Annotated in this window: 12 protein-coding genes; 4 read left to right on the forward strand and 8 right to left on the reverse strand. The window is 73.1% G+C overall.

Annotated elements, in window-relative coordinates:
- Positions 1–277 precede the first annotated feature (277 nt).
- On the forward strand, positions 278–1,174 hold the full coding sequence (locus OHA19_RS15995) for a hypothetical protein (RefSeq protein WP_405715962.1): 897 nt from the start codon (positions 278–280) through the stop codon (positions 1,172–1,174).
- Positions 1,175–1,220: 46 nt separating this feature from the next.
- Here OHA19_RS15995 and OHA19_RS16000 read toward each other — a convergent pair whose 3' ends face one another.
- On the reverse strand, positions 1,221–3,062 hold the full coding sequence (locus tag OHA19_RS16000; RefSeq protein ID WP_405753261.1) for a DUF6350 family protein: 1,842 nt from the start codon (positions 3,060–3,062) through the stop codon (positions 1,221–1,223).
- Positions 3,063–3,187: 125 nt separating this feature from the next.
- Here OHA19_RS16000 and OHA19_RS16005 point away from each other — a divergent pair, with 125 nt between their 5' ends.
- Positions 3,188–4,513: a helix-turn-helix domain-containing protein gene (locus tag OHA19_RS16005; RefSeq protein ID WP_405750592.1), complete on the forward strand. Its 1,326-nt coding sequence runs from the start codon at positions 3,188–3,190 to the stop codon at positions 4,511–4,513.
- 127 nt (positions 4,514–4,640) lie between these two features.
- Here the strand turns inward: OHA19_RS16005 and sucD are convergent, their stop codons facing one another.
- The 6 genes from sucD to OHA19_RS16035 form a co-directional block, all read right to left on the reverse strand.
- Positions 4,641–5,525, reverse strand: a complete 885-nt coding sequence (gene sucD / locus OHA19_RS16010; protein ID WP_405715958.1) for a succinate--CoA ligase subunit alpha — start codon at positions 5,523–5,525, stop codon at positions 4,641–4,643.
- A 21-nt stretch (positions 5,526–5,546) separates the two neighbouring features.
- Positions 5,547–6,728, reverse strand: coding sequence for an ADP-forming succinate--CoA ligase subunit beta (sucC, locus tag OHA19_RS16015; RefSeq protein WP_405715956.1), 1,182 nt, complete (start codon positions 6,726–6,728; stop codon positions 5,547–5,549).
- Between the two features lie 241 nt (positions 6,729–6,969).
- Positions 6,970–8,286 carry a VWA domain-containing protein gene (locus OHA19_RS16020; RefSeq protein WP_405715954.1) on the reverse strand — a complete coding sequence of 439 codons (1,317 nt, stop codon included), beginning with the start codon at positions 8,284–8,286 and terminating at the stop codon, positions 6,970–6,972.
- Positions 8,283–10,799, reverse strand: a complete 2,517-nt coding sequence (locus OHA19_RS16025; RefSeq protein WP_405715952.1) for a DUF5682 family protein — start codon at positions 10,797–10,799, stop codon at positions 8,283–8,285. The genes OHA19_RS16020 and OHA19_RS16025 overlap by 4 nt, the downstream gene beginning before the upstream one ends.
- Positions 10,796–11,908 carry an AAA family ATPase gene (locus OHA19_RS16030; RefSeq protein WP_405750595.1) on the reverse strand — a complete coding sequence of 371 codons (1,113 nt, stop codon included), beginning with the start codon at positions 11,906–11,908 and terminating at the stop codon, positions 10,796–10,798. Before OHA19_RS16030 ends, OHA19_RS16025 begins: the two co-directional genes overlap by 4 nt.
- Positions 11,909–12,033: 125 nt before the next feature.
- Positions 12,034–12,492, reverse strand: coding sequence for a hypothetical protein (locus tag OHA19_RS16035; protein ID WP_405750598.1), 459 nt, complete (start codon positions 12,490–12,492; stop codon positions 12,034–12,036).
- 133 nt (positions 12,493–12,625) lie between these two features.
- Here OHA19_RS16035 and OHA19_RS16040 point away from each other — a divergent pair, with 133 nt between their 5' ends.
- A complete protein-coding gene (locus OHA19_RS16040) occupies positions 12,626–14,110 on the forward strand; it encodes an SWIM zinc finger family protein (protein ID WP_405750601.1) in 1,485 nt (494 codons plus the stop codon).
- A gap of 44 nt (positions 14,111–14,154) precedes the next feature.
- A complete protein-coding gene (locus OHA19_RS16045) occupies positions 14,155–15,747 on the forward strand; it encodes a DUF5691 domain-containing protein (protein WP_405750604.1) in 1,593 nt (530 codons plus the stop codon).
- A 253-nt stretch (positions 15,748–16,000) separates the two neighbouring features.
- On the opposite strand, the gene OHA19_RS16050 is transcribed toward OHA19_RS16045, so the two are convergent.
- Positions 16,001–16,414 (reverse strand): cobalamin B12-binding domain-containing protein, encoded by a 414-nt coding sequence (locus OHA19_RS16050; protein WP_124716864.1) that lies wholly within the window; start codon positions 16,412–16,414, stop codon positions 16,001–16,003.
- Positions 16,415–16,502: the final 88 nt, after the last annotated feature.

Genomic DNA, 16,502 nt, shown 5'->3' on the forward strand with positions numbered 1-16,502 from the left:
TTGTATGGACGTACGAAAGAACTGAACCCCTCGATACGGGGAACCCTACGAACCAGCCGACCGTCAGCAACGATACCGGCACCTCGGGGGACCCCCACGGGACGGGGGTGAACGGCGGCCGGCCGGGCTCCGGGGAGGAACAACAGGTCCAGGGGGCGGATATCGGCTGCCCGGGCCCCGCTCCCAGCTTTCGGCCGCTCCTGGGCGGGAGGTAGCGTCAGGGGACAGCGAACCGTCCACAGGGCGGAAATGACGAGATGGGGAAGACGTTCACCACATGCCGGACCGACGCCGCCGCACCGCCTTCCGCCAGCCGCTGCCCGAGCGGACCTCACTGCTGATGCGAGAACGCCAGTCCCCCACGGGCTCCTCTTCCTCCTCCGGCACGTCCGGGTCCTCCGGCCAGGCGGAGGAGAACCCGTTCGCCGCACCGCCCGCGAACCGGCCCGACCAGCCCTGGCAGCCCCGCCGCCCCTCGAACACCGGCAACGGCGACGCCGACGGAGACGGCCGGGGCAACGGGGACGGCTCCTCCGAGGACGGCTCCTCCGACGACCGGCCGGCCTGGGGCGGCCAGTGGAGCAGCCGGCAGCCCGGCCGCCAGAGCGGCGGCTTCGGCGGCCGTCCCGGAGGCCAGGGCGGGCCGAACGGCCAGGGCGGGCCCGAGGGCAGCCCCGGCGGGCTGCGCTGGGACCCGACCGACCCCGCCCAGCGCCGTGCACGTTATGCCCTGTTGGGCGGCATGTGGGCTTTCTTCTTCGCCCTCTTCGACTTCCCGGAGATCGCCCTGCTGCTCGGCGCGCTCTCCGTGTACTGGGCGATCAGCGCGCTCCGGGCCAAGCCGAAGAGCGCCTCCGCCACGGCTGCCGACGGCTCCGGCCGGGCGTCGGACCCGGCCGCCCCGGCTCGGGCATCCGGTGCCGCCGCTGCCGGGCGGGCTCCGGCGGCCGGCGCCGCCGCCGCTCCGGGCGGTCGGCAGCAGACCACGGCCGCGGTCAGCGGCCTGGTGACGGCACTGCTCGCGCTCTCGATCGTCGCGACGACGTACACCGTGCAGCTGGTCTACCGCGACTACTACACCTGCGTGAACGACGCCCTGACCAAGACCGGCCAGCTGTCCTGCAACGACAAGCTGCCGAAGCCGCTGGAGCCCTTCTTCGGCGTCAAGAGCTAGTCGCTCGGGCCTTGGGGCGAGCACGCCCCCGGGCCGCCCCAGGCGTTCAGGTGGTTCCGGACGGCCCGGCCTCTTCGGGCCGGGCCGTCCGCTCGTGCCATGGGTCGGTCGGCAGGAAGTCGTACGTCTCGAAGCCCTCGTCCCCGTCCGGAACGGACGTGCGGGCGGCGGGCTTCGCGGGCGGTGGCGGCGCCGCGGCGGGAGCGGTCCCGGAAGGGCTCACGGACCCGGCGTCCGGCTCGTCCCCCTGCTCCGGCCCGGCCACCGCTCCGCCGCCCTGACGCCCCGACCGCCGCCACCAGCGCAGGTCACCGCCGTGCGATTCCCGCCGCGCCTGCTCGGACGTGGACGCGGGGGCGGGCGTTGCGGCGGGGGCGGGTGTGGACGCGGGCGTGAAGGCGGACGCGGGTGCGGGTGCGGGTGCGGGTGCGGGTGCGGGTGCGGGTGCGGGTGCGGACGCGGGTGCGGGCGCGGACGCGGGTGCGGGCGCGGACGCGGAGACCGGCGCCGGGACCCGATCCGGTCGCGGACCCGGCTTCCAGGACTCCCGTCCCTCCTCGCCGGCCTCGCCAGCCTCGCCCGCCTCCGTCGGCACCACGCGCACTCGCCGCCACCACCCGCCCGCTCCGCGCTCCCGCAGCCGCCAGGCCCGCAGCAGCAGCGCGCCTGGGACGCCGAGCAGCGCCGTCCACACCAGGGCCGCCGCGCCCGTGAGCCACCACACCGGCCCGAACTCCGCCAGCGTCCGGGTGCCGAGCGGCCCCCCGGCGGCTGCGGCGAGCACCGCCGTCCCGGCCCCGCACCCCACCGCCGCCAGAGCGGCCGTCAGCGCGGTCTCCCGCGGGCTCCAGGCGTCCTCCCGCGCGGCGTGCGAGGGCGCGGCCAGCCGGACCGTGAACCAGGCGATCGTCACCCCGGCCGCGACCGGAATCGCGGCGGCCGACCAGTTCAGGGCGGTTCCCGGGCCCGCGGCGGGCATCGCGGCGAGCAGCGGGAAGCCGGGCAGCGCCGGGCGCCCCGAGAAGGCGAGCGGGGTGACCGTGGACGCCGTGCCGAGGGCGAAGCCCGGCCCGAGCCCGTACGCCGCACCCCACACCGCCGCGTTCGGCACCAGCACCAGCGCGAGCAGGAAGACCGAGGCCCGGCCCGCCCAGTCGCCCGAGAGGTGGCCGAACGACTGCTGGGCGGGGTGCGCATGCCACACCAGCGCCACCGCGACGAGCAGCGCCCCGCCGCCGAGCAGCACCGCCACCCCGGCCGCCGCCGCCCGGAACGCCGTCCCCGCGTGCTCCCTGAACCGACCCCGTGCCAGCGCCTCGTGCAGGCTCACCGGCGCCCAGGACGGCGGCGGCCCGACCGGTCGCCCGGCCGCCGTCCAGACCCCGGCCGCCGCCGCGCCCGTCACCACGATGGCCGACGGGAAGATCAGCGACGGCGGGTGCACGGACAGCGAACCGTCCCACCCGTAATACGCGACAGCGGCCCCGACCAGCAGATATCCGGTGACGACCATGGAGAACGCCCCCACCGCCGAGGGGACCGGGCGCCCCTCGTCCGGCACCAGGACGTCCCGCGCCGCCCGGTGCACCAGCCACACCGGCACGACGGCGAGGAGCAGCGGAACGAGGCCGACCGGGGCGGGAACCCCGCTGAGCGTGTCGGCCCTGATCAGCTCCGCGCCGTGGGCGAGCAGCCAGAGCCCGGCCGCCGCGTGGAGCGCCCCTCCGGGGCTGCTGTCGGAGGTGGGGGAGCTGATCCACAGCACCAGGACGAGAACGGTGATCGAGCCCAGTCCCAGCCCGGCCGCAATCGCTCCGCGCAGGAGGGCGTACGTCAGCGCGGCGGACCGGCTCTGCTCGGCCGACAACGACGGGCTGCTTCCGGTCACTTGGGTCACATGGCCATGCTCCCAACGACACGCACTTATTCCGCGTAACAGGCGAATGGCCGCCGTGTCGCTCAATATGCGTTTATGTACTTTTCCACCCAGTGCAGCCCGGCCGGGGGTCCTTCATGACACAGAACTCGACCGATACGGCCTCCGCGCATCCGCTCCCCTCCCCCAAGGAGCGGCGCAGACTGCGTGAGGCGAAGTCACTGAGTGAAGCGCAGGTCGCGGCGGCCGTGGGCGTCACCCGCGCCACGGTCCGGTCCTGGGAGACCGGTCGCACCACGCCCAGGGGGCGGAAACGCGAAGCGTACGCCAGGCTGATCAGCAGTGGCCGGCCGAACCCGCAGGCCACCCCGTCGAGCGCCCGGACCAAGCCGGGCGCCCCGAACACCCGGCCGAAGGCCGCGGTCAAACGTGCGGCACGTCCGACGGCGCCGAAGACGGTCGCCAGGCTGTCCAAGCCGGTGACGTCCACGAAGTCGCCGTCGCGTCCGCCGACCCCCGTCGAAGCCACCGGGAGCACCGTCATGGCCCCGACCGAGCCTGGCACCACCCCCGATCTGCCCGACTCATCCACGATGCCCGACCCGGCCCCCGCGGCCGAAACCGCCGGACCGACCCCCGGTGGGCTCTCCCCCGACGAGGCGTTCGACGCCTTGTACAAGCACTCCGCCGACGCCCTGTTCCGCCAGACGTTTCTGCTGACCGGGCGCCGGAACCTCTCCCGGGAGTCCGTCGCACGGGCCTTCGCGCTGGCCTGGGAACGCTGGCCCGAGGTCGCGGTGGACCGGGACCCGGTGGGCTGGGTGCGGGCCGCCGCGTACGAGTACGCCATGTCGCCGTGGCACCGGCTGCGCCGCGCCCACCGCCGGCTCGACCCGCCGCCGGCCGAACCCGGTCCGCGGGCCCTGCTCGACGCGCTGCTGGAGCTGCCGCCGTCCTACCGCCGCACCCTGCTGCTCTACGACGGTGTCGGCCTGGACCTGCCGGAGACGGCGGCCGAGACGGAGGCGAGCACTCCGGCGGCGGCGGGCAGGCTGATGAACGCCCGCGCCGCGGTCGCCGAGCGGCTGCCCGAGCTGGCGGCGGGCTCGTCGCCGGCCGAGCAGTCGGCGCTGCTGCACGAGCGGCTGGGTGCGCTCGCCCTGGCCGAGCCCGCCGGCTCGCTGCCCTCGTCCGCCGTGATCCGCACGGACAGCGAGCGCAAGGCCCAGCTGTGGACCCGGGCGGCCGTCTCGTTCACGGTGCTGATCACCGGGCTGACACTGTTCACGCTGGGTACGGCCCCGACCCGGCACGAGACTCCGGAGTCACCCGCCCAGCAGGTCGGCGGGGTGCCGCCGCGCGGCGGTCCGCAGAAGCTGACGCCACAGGACCTGAAGCTGCACAAGCAGCTGCACGGCGAGCTCGTGCGGGGCCCGGCCCGGCTGGTCCCCGCGGTGGGCTGAGCCGTCCCCGGGACGCGGAGGAGGAGCGACAGAAACGGCGCGGGTCCGTACCCCTTGATCGGGTACGGACCCGCGCCGTCTGTGCGGTGACGCGATACTGCGGTGCTGCTCCGGAGTGGAGGAGCGATCAGGCGCCGAGGATCTCGCGAGCCAGCTTGGCGGTCTCGGTCGGCGTCTTGCCGACCTTGACGCCGGCGGCCTCGAGGGCCTCCTTCTTCGCCTGGGCGGTGCCGGAGGAGCCGGAGACGATGGCGCCGGCGTGGCCCATCGTCTTGCCCTCGGGGGCGGTGAAGCCCGCGACGTAACCGACGACCGGCTTGGTGACGTTGGCCTTGATGAAATCGGCCGCGCGCTCCTCGGCGTCGCCGCCGATCTCGCCGATCATCACGATCAGGTCGGTCTCGGGGTCGGCCTCGAACGCCGCGAGGGCGTCGATGTGCGTCGTACCGATGACCGGGTCGCCACCGATGCCGACGGCGGACGAGAAGCCGATGTCACGGAGCTCGTACATCATCTGGTAGGTCAGCGTGCCGGACTTGGACACGAGACCGATGCGGCCGGGCTTGGTGATGTCGCCCGGGATGATGCCGGCGTTGGACTGGCCAGGGGTGATCAGGCCGGGGCAGTTCGGGCCGATGATCCGGGTCTTGTTGCCCTTCGAGCCCGCGTACGCCCAGAAGGCGGCGGAGTCGTGGACGGCGATGCCCTCGGTGATGACGACCGCGAGGGGGATCTCGGCGTCGATCGCCTCGACGACGGCGGCCTTCGCGAAGGCCGGCGGCACGAAGAGGACGGACACGTCCGCGCCGGTCTTCTCCATCGCCTCGGCGACGGTCCCGAAGACGGGAACCTCGGTGCCCTCGAAGTCGACGGAGGTACCGGCCTTGCGGGGGTTCACGCCGCCGACGATGTTGGTGCCGTCACCGAGCATCAGCTTGGTGTGCTTCATGCCGGTGGCGCCGGTCATCCCCTGGACGATGACCTTGCTGTCCTTGGTGAGGAAGATTGCCATGGTGTTGGAGTCCCTCGTCCTTTACTTCGCAGCCGCGGCGAGCTCGGCAGCCTTGTCGGCCGCGCCGTCCATGGTGTCCACGCGCTGAACCAGCGGGTGGTTGGCGTCGGAGAGGATCTTGCGACCCAGCTCCGCGTTGTTGCCGTCGAGGCGCACGACCAGCGGCTTGGTGACTTCCTCGCCCTTGGACTTGAGCAGCGCGAGCGCCTGGACGATGCCGTTGGCGACCTCGTCACAGGCGGTGATGCCACCGAAGACGTTGACGAAGACGGACTTGACGTCCGGGTCGCCGAGGATGATCTCCAGGCCGTTCGCCATGACCTCGGCGGAGGCGCCGCCACCGATGTCGAGGAAGTTGGCGGGCTTCACGTTGCCGTGGTTCTCACCGGCGTACGCGACGACGTCCAGGGTCGACATGACCAGACCGGCACCGTTACCGATGATGCCGACCGAGCCGTCGAGCTTGACGTAGTTGAGGTTCTTGGCCTTGGCGGCAGCCTCGAGCGGGTTGGCTGCGGCCTTGTCCTCGAGAGCCTCGTGCTCGGGCTGACGGAAGTCGGCGTTCTCGTCGAGAGACACCTTGCCGTCGAGCGCGAGGATGTCGCCGGAGGCGACCTTGGCGAGCGGGTTCACCTCGACGAGGAGCGCGTCCTCGGCGACGAAGGTGTCCCACAGCGTCACCAGCACCTCGGCGACCTTCTCGGCCACCTCGGCCGGGAACTTCGCCTGGGCGACGATCTCGCGGGCCTTCTCGATGTCGACGCCGTCGACGGCGTTGACCGGGACCTTCGCGAGGGCCTCGGGGGTCTTCTCCGCGACCTCCTCGATGTCCATGCCGCCCTGCACCGAAGCCATGGCCAGGAAGGTGCGGTTGGTGCGGTCGAGGAGGTACGAGACGTAGTACTCCTCAAGGATCTCCGGCGCGGTCTCGGCGATCATCACCTTGTGGACCGTGTGGCCCTTGATGTCCATGCCGAGGATGTCGGTCGCGCGGGCGACCGCCTCGTCGGGAGTGGCGGCCAGCTTGACGCCGCCGGCCTTGCCGCGGCCACCGACCTTCACCTGCGCCTTGACGACAGACTTGCCGCCCAGCCGCTCGGTCGCCTCGCGGGCTGCCTCAGGCGTGTCGATGACTTCACCGGCCAGCACCGGTACACCGTGCTTGGCGAAGAGGTCCCTCGCCTGGTACTCGAACAGGTCCACGCGCGTCCGTCCCTTAATCAATGGTCTCGCGGTTGGTTTTCTGCGTGGGCGTGCCGCGAGAGGCAACGTGACTGCTCTGTCACTAGGAATGCGCACACGGTGACCCCGGATACGCGGCATGTCCATCTCGCAGGTTATCCCCGTGGTCCGCAGGACCCTAAATCAGAGATCACACCTGAGCGGTGATTACGGTCACAGATCACGCCGGTGGCCGTGTGTCAGTGGACAGAACGGCAGCGTGTCACCGGTGGGTCTCCTTGTCCGGCACGGGAAGCGGCCGCTTCTCGACGGCCGCCGCCATCACCTCCGGGAAGAGGTCCGGGGTGCACGCGAAGGCCGGTGCGCCCAGGGCGCCGAGCGCCGCCGCGTGGTCGCGGTCGTAGGCGGGCGCGCCCTCGTCGGACAGCGCGAGCAGCGTCACGAACTGCACACCGGAAGCCTTCATCGCGGCCACCCGCTTCAGCATCTCGTTGCGTATGCCGCCCTCGTAGAGGTCGCTGATGAGCACGACGACGGTCTCGGCCGGGCGGGTGATCCTCGACTGGCAGTAGGCGAGCGCGCGGTTGATGTCGGTGCCGCCGCCGAGCTGGGTGCCGAAGAGCACGTCCACGGGGTCGTCGAGCTGGTCGGTGAGGTCGACCACCGCGGTGTCGAAGACCACGAGCCTCGTCCGCAGGGTGCGCATGGAGGCGAGCACCGCGCCGAAGACGGAGGCGTAGACGACGGAGGCGGCCATCGACCCCGACTGGTCGATGCAGAGGATGACGTCCTTCTTCGCGGACCGGGCGGCCCGCCCGTAGCCGATGAGCCGCTCGGGTACGACGGTGCCGTACTCGGGGAGGTAGTTCTTGAGGTTGGCCCGGATGGTTCGGTCCCAGTCGATGTCGTGGTGTCGGGGCCGGTCGATCTTCGCCGAGCGGTCCAGCGCGCCGGTGAGTGTGGCCCGGGTGCGGGCGGCGAGCCGCTTCTCCAGATCCTCGACGACCTTGCGCACGACCGCTCTGGCGGTCTCCTTCGTCGTCTCGGGCATGGCCTTGTTGAGCGAGAGGAGCGTGCCCACGAGATGCACGTCGGCCTCGACCGCCTCCAGCATCTCCGGTTCGAGGAGCAGTGCGGAGAGACCGAGCCGGTCGATCGCGTCGCGCTGCATGACCTGGACGACGGAGCTGGGGAAGTACGTGCGGATGTCGCCGAGCCAGCGGGCCACGGAGGGGGCGGAGGCCCCGAGTCCGGCCGAGCGGCTGTTCCGGCCCCGGCCGCTCTGCTTGCCTCCGTCGCCGTACAGCGCGGTCAGTGCGCCGTCCATCGCGGCGTCGCGCCCGGTGAGAGTGCAGCCGGTGCTCTCGGCGCTGTCCCCGCCCAGGACCAGCCGCCACCGCCGCAGCCGCTCGTCGTTCACCGGGCCGGGCTGCGGCGGGTGCGGCGCGTCCGGTGCGTGCGGTGTACGCGGTGGATGTGCTGCGTCCGGCGCATGCAGTGGGTGTGCTCCGTCAGACGGGTGCGGTGCGCCCGGTGAGTGCGGCGGGTGTGATGTGGTGCCGGTCGTGTCCGTGGTCATCCCGTTGCCCCCAGCGGTTCCTCGGCTTTCGCGGCTCTTTCGGCCTGCCCGGACCGGGCGCCGCCGTCCGGGCCCCAATCGTCGTGCACTCCGAGCAGCAGGCGCAGCACCGGCTCGACCGCGTCGGCCCGGGCCTCGTCCAGTCGCGGGCCGAACCCGGGTGCCGTCGCCCCGGCCCCCGTGCCCGTGGCTGCCGGTCCTGCGGCGGCCGGGCCGCGCCGCACGAGCTCGCCCAGGGTGCGCCGTACGCCCGCCTCGTACGCCGAGAACGTGCGCCGCAGCAGCGGCAGCACATCGGCGAACCGGTCGGCGGGCACCCCGGTGAGCCAGGCGTCGACCAGGCCGAGCAGCCGCTCGTCGTGGACGAGCAGCATGCCTCCACCGGCGGCTCCGCCGACGAATCCCTCGATCCACTCCGCGGCATCGGCCGGGGGCGTGCCGGGCGAGAGGGCCAGCCCCATCAGCCGTGCGGCGCCGTCCCGCGCGAGCCGTCCGTCGTCGAGCAGCAGGCGGGTCGCGCGCCCCCGGACGACCCCGGCGACCGTGTCCCTGGCGGCGAGCTTGTGCAGTACGGCCGTCCACCGCTCGCGCAGCCCGTCCGCGTCCGTGCCGGCGTTCGCCGGGTCGGCCCCGGTGAGCAGCCCGATCGCGGTGTGGACCCCGTCCACCCGGCCGCGCAGTTCGGCGGCTCCGTCGGCGTCGAGCCCGACGCAGGCGGGTGGCAGCGCGACGCAGATCCGCTCGGCGAGCCCGGCCGCGACCTCCGCGAGTGCCGCGGTGTCCGTGGACCGCACGTCGCCGTAGCGCAGGGTGCGGGCCAGCGCGGGGAGCGCGTCGGCGAGACGGCCGACGTCGGTGTCGAGCGCGGCGCGGTCGGCGAGGGCCCGCATCACGACGGGGAGCGCCTCGGGCAGTTCGGCCAGGAGGCACTGCTCGGCGAGTGCCGTGACCTCGGCAAGCGCGGTCGCCGAGGCCGCCTGCGCCCCGGCCTTGGCGGTGGCCGCGGAGAGCACGGTGGTGCCCCAGGTCCCGGCCTCCGCGACCTGTACGTAGAGCTCGGGCTCCCAGCGCAGCCGCCAGCTCTCCCGGAAGGTGCCGGTGCTCGCCCGTCCGGCGGTGGGCTCGCCCCAGCCGACGGCGAGGACACGCAGCCGGTGCAAGAGCCTGCTGCGGGCCGCGTCGTTGTCCTTGCGCAGGTCGAGCTCCAGCTCCCGCTCCTGCGCCTCCGGTTTGAGCCGCAGTGTGCGCTGCTGACGGGTGAGGTCGCGCTGCAGGGGAACGGCGGGGGCGGTGTCCGGCACTTCACCGAGGGTCTCGCCGACGATCAGCCGGTCCTGGACGAGCGCGAGCGGCACATCGGAGCCTTCGCACATCACGGCGCGGACCGCGTCGGTCGTCTCGCTCAGTCCGGCGAGCGGGCGCCCGCGCATGGCGGCCAGGGTCTCGGCGAGCCGCACGGCCTCGATGACATGGGCGGACGACACGAACCGGTCCTCGTCGCGCATGAGTCCGGCGACCTTGGTCATCCATCGCTCGATCGGGCGGTCCGGGGCGTCGAAGAGGTGTCCGTACCAGCCGGGCGAGTCGATGCCCGCCCCGTAACCGCTGTGCCGGGCGAGGCGCCGGTGCGACCAGGGCACCCAGGTCAGCTCGGTCTTGACCTTGGGCAGCCCCTTGAGCAGCGCGCGGTCGGCGGTGAGCGTGGTCCCCGTGCCGAGCGCGGGCACGTGCCAGGCACCACAGACGACCGCGATGTCGTCGCCGAACTCCTTGCCCGCCTTGCGGAGTTGGATGCGCATATGCGCCTCGCGGACGGCGTCACGGGGGTGGCCGCCGTCCCCGTACACCTCGCGCAAAGCGGTCATCGCCTCGGCCAGGGCGGCGAACGGTGCCAACGGGTCGACGGCTTCGCCGTCCCGCGCGCGGTGTTCGACGACGTCCTCCCACCAGCGCTCCGGGTCGTCGTAGCCCGCCGCCCCGGCGAGCGCACCGATGGGGTCGATCGGGGCCCGCTCGGTCGAACCGCCCGCGCCCTCCCCGCCGTCCGCTCCTCCAGCTCCCCCGCTCCCTCCGTCTCCGTCTGCTGTCCCGTTCTCTCTGTCCGCTTCCGTGTTCCCGTCCGCTTCCGCGTTCCCGTCCTCGCCGCCGGCCGCCTCGCGTTCTGCGGCCTGCGCCATGGCCAGGGAGTTCGCCGCGGGCAGGTCGATGAACCGGACGGGAACGCCGTGCTCCAGGGCCCAGCGGATCGCGATCCACTCGGGCGAGAACGCGGCCAGCGGCCAGAACGCCGCCTGCCCCGGGTCGTCGACGGCATGGGCCAGCAGCGCGACGGGTGGCCTCATCCGGTCGTCGGCGGCCAGCGGCAGCAGTGCGTCGGCCTCCGGGGGGCCTTCGACGAGCACGGCCTGCGGGCGGGCGGCGTCCAGCGCCGCGCGGACGGCCCTGGCCGAACCCGGTCCGTGGTGCCGCACCCCCAGCAGCAGTGGTCCCGCAGGACGCTCGTCCCCGGTCATGCGGATACCTCGCGGCAGGCGCGGTAGAAGTCCTTCCAGCCGTCCCGCTCCCGGACCACGGTCTCCAGATACTCCTGCCAGACCACGCGGTCGGCAGCGGGATCGCGGACGACCGCGCCGAGGATGCCCGCCGCCACATCGCCGGGGCGCAGCATCCCGTCGCCGAAGTGCGCGGCCAGGGCCAGGCCGTTGGTGACGACGGAGATCGCCTCGGCCGTCGACAGCGTCCCCGAGGGGGACTTGAGCTTGGTGCGGCCGTCGGTAGTGACTCCGTCGCGCAGTTCGCGGAAGACCGTGACGACGCGCCGGATCTCGGCCATGCCGTTCGGTGCCGCCCGGAGGTCGAGCGAGCGCCCTATCTGGTCGACGCGCCGGGACACGATGTCGACCTCGGCGTCCGGGGTGGCGGGCAGCGGGAGCACGACGGTGTTGAACCGGCGGCGCAGGGCGCTGGACAGTTCATTGACGCCGCGGTCACGGTCATTGGCGGTGGCGATGACGTTGAACCCGCGGACCGCCTGGACCTCCTGTCCCAGCTCGGGGACGGGCAGCGTCTTCTCCGACAGGATCGTGATGAGCGAATCCTGCACATCGGCGGGGATGCGGGTGAGCTCCTCGATCCGCGCCGTCATGCCCTCGGACATGGCGCGCATGAGCGGGCTGGGCACCAGGGCGTCGCGGCTGGGCCCGTGCGCGAGCAGCTGCGCGTAGTTCCACCCGTAGCGGACCGCCTCTTCCGGGGTGCCCGCCGTGCCCTGGACGAGCAGTGTCGAGTCGCCGCTGACGGCGGCCGCGAGGTGCTCCGAGACCCAGGTCTTGGCGGTGCCCGGAACGCCGAGGAGCAGCAGGGCCCGGTCGGTGGCGAGCGTGGTCACGGCGACCTCGACGAGGCGGCGCGGGCCCACGTACTTCGGTGTGATCACGGTGCCGTCCGGCAGCGTGCCACCGAGCAGGTAGGTGGCGACGGCCCACGGGGAAAGGTTCCAACGGGCGGGCCGCGGGCGGTCGTCGGCCGCGGCGAGGGCCTTCAGCTCATGGGCGAAGGCGTCCTCGGCATGCGGTCGCAGAGCCTGTACGCCGACGGCGGCAGTGGTTTCGGACACGGTCATGGATCCCCCTCCGGATCGGTCGACCCGATGTGGTTCCCACCGTGCACCATGGCACTGACAATCGGCCCCGACTGCAGGTCAGGGCCGATCCACCGGCTGCGGGCGACGAGTTGCGGACGGACGGTTCAGCCGGCCACCGGCGATACGGCCACGCAGCCGCCCGCGGTGAGCATGCCCTCGCCCTTCGCCTCCTTGATCACTTTGCCCTTGTGCGTGATCGAGCAGGAGACGTCGGCCCCGTCCGCGTCGACGGCGATCGGCATGACCGCGGGCGGCATGATCCCGCGCAGCGTGACGGTCTTCCGCCAGGGCAGAGTGGGCGACTTGACCGTCTCGATCTTCGGCTCCATGGCCTTGCCCCCGCCGCCGTGGAACTGGATCTCGTCGACGCCCGTGCCGGTGACCTCGTAGGTGACCTCGTACGTCTCGTCCACCGCCTCGTCCACGGCCTTGCCCACCTCGTCGGCCGTCCCGGAGCAGCCGACGAGGCCCAGGCCGAGGCCGAGCACGACGGCCGCGCCGACGGCGGTCCTGACGGTGCGAAGGTTACGGACGCTGCGGGTGTTGCGAGTGGTGTTTTTCATCGGCTGATCCCCCCGGATCCATGGGTCTGTCAGTCGCAGCGAATCGCAAAGGGCGAGTAAAGTCAAGATGCGCGCGTGACGAGGAATCAGCAGGTCGGAGCGATTGTCAGTGGGGCGCTCTACCGTCGTCCCCATGCTGCTATCTCACGGGGGAGAACCCTTGCGCACCACCGACCCGGTGGCGCGCTGGACGGTGGAGCAGGTACTGGCCCTCGCTCCTGACGATGCGTCACGCAAGGCAGGGAGCAGGCTCGGTTCGGCCGGTCCGTGGTCGGGCGGCGGGTGCGACGGTTCGGGTGCGGTGTGGGGCCAGTGCAAAGGGAGCGGGAGCAAGCCGTACCTGACCGTGATCGACACCACCGGCCCCGCGTACAAGTGCAACTGCCCCAGCCGGAAGTTCCCGTGCAAGCACGCGCTGGGACTGCTGCTGGTCTGGGCGTCGGGCGAGTCGTCCCTGCCCGAGGGCGAGGTGCCGGACTGGGCCGGAGAGTGGCTGACGGGCCGCCGTGAGCGGTCGGCCGAGAAGACGGAGAAGCCTGCGGGGATGGCTGGGGCCCCGTCCGCGGGTCCGGCGGACCCGGAGGCCGCCCGGCGGCGGGCCGAGCGCCGCGCCGAGCGGATCACCGGCGGCGCACAGGAGCTGGAGGAGCGGCTGACCGATCTGCTGCGCGGGGGGCTGGCGGCGGCCGATCAGCCGGGGTACGGGCTCTGGGAGGAGACGGCGGCCCGCATGGTCGACGCCCAGGCGCCCGGACTCGCTTCCCGGGTCCGGGAGTTGGGCTCCATACCGGCATCCGGTCCGGGCTGGCCCGCACGGCTGCTGGAGGAGTGCGCGCTGCTGCATCTGCTGGACAGCGCGTGGCTGGGGATCGCCCGGCTGCCGGAGCCACTGGCGGCCACGGTCCGTACCCGGGTGGGGCTGACGGCCTCCGCCGAGGGCCCGCCGGTCCGCGACCACTGGCTGGTCCTCGCCCAGTACGACACCCCGGACGGCAAGATCGTCGCCCGCCGCATCTGGCTGCACGGGAGAGAGACGGGCCGCACTGCCCTGCTGCTCTCCTTCGGAGCTGCCGGGCGCTCCCCCGGCCTGGCGCTGCCGGTCGGCGTCACGATCGACGCCGAGCTCACGCCGCATCCGGGCTCCGGCCGGCTACGGGCGGAGCTGGGCCGACAGTTCGGTGTGCCGTCGTCGGCCGGCACACCGCCACCGGGCGACACCACGGCGGCCGCGACGGCCGCGTACGGAGACGCCCTGCGGGAGGACCCCTGGCTGGACGCCTGGCCGGTGACCTTGCGCGATGTCATACCCGTGCCGTCCGGGGACGGCTGGCAGCTGGTGGACGCGGCGGGCGATGCGGCGCTGCCCATCGTCCCGGCTGCCCTGTCCCGCCCCGGGCTGTGGAAGCTCGTCGCACTCTCCGGCGGCTCTCCGGTCACGGTCTTCGGCGAGTGCGGCCACCGCGGCTTCGACCCGTTCGCGGCCTGGCCCGCCGGGTCCGACGGGTCCGACGGGTCCGACGCCTGTACCGGAGCCGGAGCCAGAGCCGGAGCAGACGCCGATACCGATGCCGGGATCGGCCGTGCCGGAGCGTCGTCCAGGACCGTGCCGCTCATCTGACGCTGGACTCGAAGCTCGCAGGGGGATCAATGCAAGGGGAACCGATGCCTCGCACCATCACACCCGCACCGTGGGAAGAGCTCGTCACCACGGCGCTGCTCGGCACCGACCGCCGCCCGGCGGCGGGAGACGGCGGACCTGCCGGGCTGCTGGACGCGGCGGCGCTCCACACCGTGCGGCGCAGGGCGGGTCTGCTGCCCGCCGCCCCTGCCGCCCGGCCAGAGCCGGCGCCCGCCGACCCGAGGCCGCCGCTGCCCCCGGCCGCCCGGCGCAGGCTCGCCCAACTGCTGGCGGACCGGTCGGCGTCGGGCGGCTCGGGCGGCCGGCGCGGTACGGCGCCCGATCTCACGGAGCTGATCCCGCAGTGGCTGGCCACCGCCAACCAGCAGGGCTTCCAGGCCCCGGCCGCGCTGCTCCCGGCCCTGCTCGACGCGGCCAGGTCACGTACCGACCTGCGGCCGCAGGTCCTGGCCTTCGCCGGGCCGCGCGGACTGTGGCTGGCCGGGCTGAACCCGGAGTGGAAGTTCGCGCTGCGCGGTTCCTCCGGCGGCTCGCCGCTGCCCGACCCGACAGATCCGGAAGCGGTCACCCGGCTATGGGAGGAGGGGCTGTTCGCCGAGCGGGTCGCCCTGCTCGGGGCCGTTCGGGCGCACGATCCCTCGGCGGCACTCGCGCTGCTCGCGACCACCTGGGCCACCGAGCGGGCCGAGGACCGGCTGATGTTTCTGGACTCGCTGCGCACCGGACTGTCCGCGGTGGACGAGCCCTTCCTGGAACAGGCGCTCTCCGACCGCAGTCGCAACGTCCGCTCGACGGCCGCCGAACTGCTCTCCGCATTGCCGGAGTCGGCGCTCGCCGGCCGGATGGCGTCCCGTGCACTGTCCTGCGTGAGCCCGGACCTCACCGGCGACGGGGCCTCGGTCGCCGTGGAGGCACCGCACGAATGCGACGCCGCGATGGAGCGTGACGGCGTGGTAGCGGTCCCGCCGTCCGGCCGGGGGGAACGGTCGTGGTGGCTCGGCCAGTTGGTGGAGGCGGCCCCGCTCGCCACCTGGCCCGCACGGTTCTCAGGCCGCTCCGCCAGGGAGGTCGTCGACCTGCCGGTCGCGGACGGCTGGGCCGAGGAGCTGCACGCGGCGTGGTGCCGGGCAACGGTGCGGCAGCGGGACCCCGAGTGGGCCCGCGCACTGCTCGGCGCCCCCTCCGTACCTCCGTCCCACGGCCCCGGCACGGCGTCGCTCGCCGAGCGGTCGAAGCTCCTCGGCATACTCCCCCCGGCCGAACGGGCCGACTGGGTGGCCGACTTCATAGCCGCGCACGGGCTGTCGGAAGCCTTCCAGCTCCTGGGAGTCTGCCCGACCCCCTGGGCCGAGCCGCTGGGCCGGGCGGTCGTCGACGCCCTGGACATCGCCCGGGACGCGGGCAGCTACCCGTGGAGCTTCAGCGGCGTGATGGGCCTCGCCGAACGCTGCCTGAACCCGGCCGAGGCGGACCGCCTGGAGGTCCTCACCACCACCCCGGACGAACCGGAGGACGCCTCACCGGGCGCGAACGGCTACTGGTCCGAGGCCTTCCAGCGGCTGGTCTCCACGTTGCGGCTGCGCGCGGCGATGGACTCGGAACTGACCTCGGCCTGACGAAGCCGACGCACAACGGGGCGGATCGGGCCCGCCCGGACCGGACCTGGCCGGACCGGATCAGGCCAAGTCGAGCCGAGCCGAGTCGGGCCGGATCAGGCCGGGTCGAGTCGGGCCGGGCAATGCCGGCGGCCGGGCGGCATCCCACCCCCGTCCCTCCCGCAACGCAACGCCGAGCAGCGCGGGGGCAGGACGGGAGCAGGACGGGAGCAGCGCGGGAGCAGGGCGAGGAAGGCCCCGAGTCCGACGGAGGTCAGGCTTCCGCGGGGTGACGGACGTTCGCGTTGACCCAGTCGACGATCGACGTCGTCGTGGCGCCCGGGGTGAAGATCTCCGCGACGCCCTGGTCCTTCAGCGGTGCGATGTCCGCCTCCGGGATGATGCCGCCGCCAAAGACCTTGATGTCCTCCGCCTCGCGCTCCTTCAACAGCTCGATCACCTTGGCGAAGAGCGTGTTGTGCGCACCGGAGAGGATCGAGAGACCGATCGCGTCGGCATCCTCCTGGATCGCGGTGTCCACGATCTGCTCGGGCGTCTGGTGGAGCCCGGTGTAGATGACCTCCATGCCCGCATCCCGCAGCGCCCTCGCGATCACCTTGGCCCCGCGATCATGGCCGTCCAGGCCCGGCTTCGCCACTACCACACGGATCGGACCGGTCACACCCATCACTGCCTCCACATGCGTCTCCCGTGCCTGAAGGGCCGGGGATGTGAACGAACGTTATCTACAGCATCCCGCAAGCCGTCGTTTCGCG

The sequence above is a fragment of the Streptomyces sp. NBC_00012 genome, assembly GCF_045040875.1.
In the GTDB taxonomy this organism is placed as follows: Bacteria; Actinomycetota; Actinomycetes; order Streptomycetales; family Streptomycetaceae; genus Streptomyces.

Bases quoted from the DNA above. Each gene is read 5' to 3' on its own strand.
- OHA19_RS16030 (WP_405750595.1), bottom strand. From the start codon at position 11,908: ATGACCGTGTCCGAAACCACTGCCGCCGTCGGCGTACAGGCTCTGCGA.
- OHA19_RS15995 (WP_405715962.1), top strand. From the start codon at position 278: ATGCCGGACCGACGCCGCCGCACCGCCTTCCGCCAGCCGCTGCCCGAG.
- OHA19_RS16040 (WP_405750601.1), top strand. From the start codon at position 12,626: ATGCTGCTATCTCACGGGGGAGAACCCTTGCGCACCACCGACCCGGTG.
- OHA19_RS16025 (WP_405715952.1), bottom strand. From the start codon at position 10,799: ATGACCGGGGACGAGCGTCCTGCGGGACCACTGCTGCTGGGGGTGCGG.
- OHA19_RS16035 (WP_405750598.1), bottom strand. From the start codon at position 12,492: ATGAAAAACACCACTCGCAACACCCGCAGCGTCCGTAACCTTCGCACC.
- OHA19_RS16005 (WP_405750592.1), top strand. From the start codon at position 3,188: ATGACACAGAACTCGACCGATACGGCCTCCGCGCATCCGCTCCCCTCC.
- sucD (WP_405715958.1), bottom strand. From the start codon at position 5,525: ATGGCAATCTTCCTCACCAAGGACAGCAAGGTCATCGTCCAGGGGATG.
- OHA19_RS16050 (WP_124716864.1), bottom strand. From the start codon at position 16,414: ATGGGTGTGACCGGTCCGATCCGTGTGGTAGTGGCGAAGCCGGGCCTG.
- OHA19_RS16020 (WP_405715954.1), bottom strand. From the start codon at position 8,286: ATGACCACGGACACGACCGGCACCACATCACACCCGCCGCACTCACCG.
- OHA19_RS16045 (WP_405750604.1), top strand. From the start codon at position 14,155: ATGCCTCGCACCATCACACCCGCACCGTGGGAAGAGCTCGTCACCACG.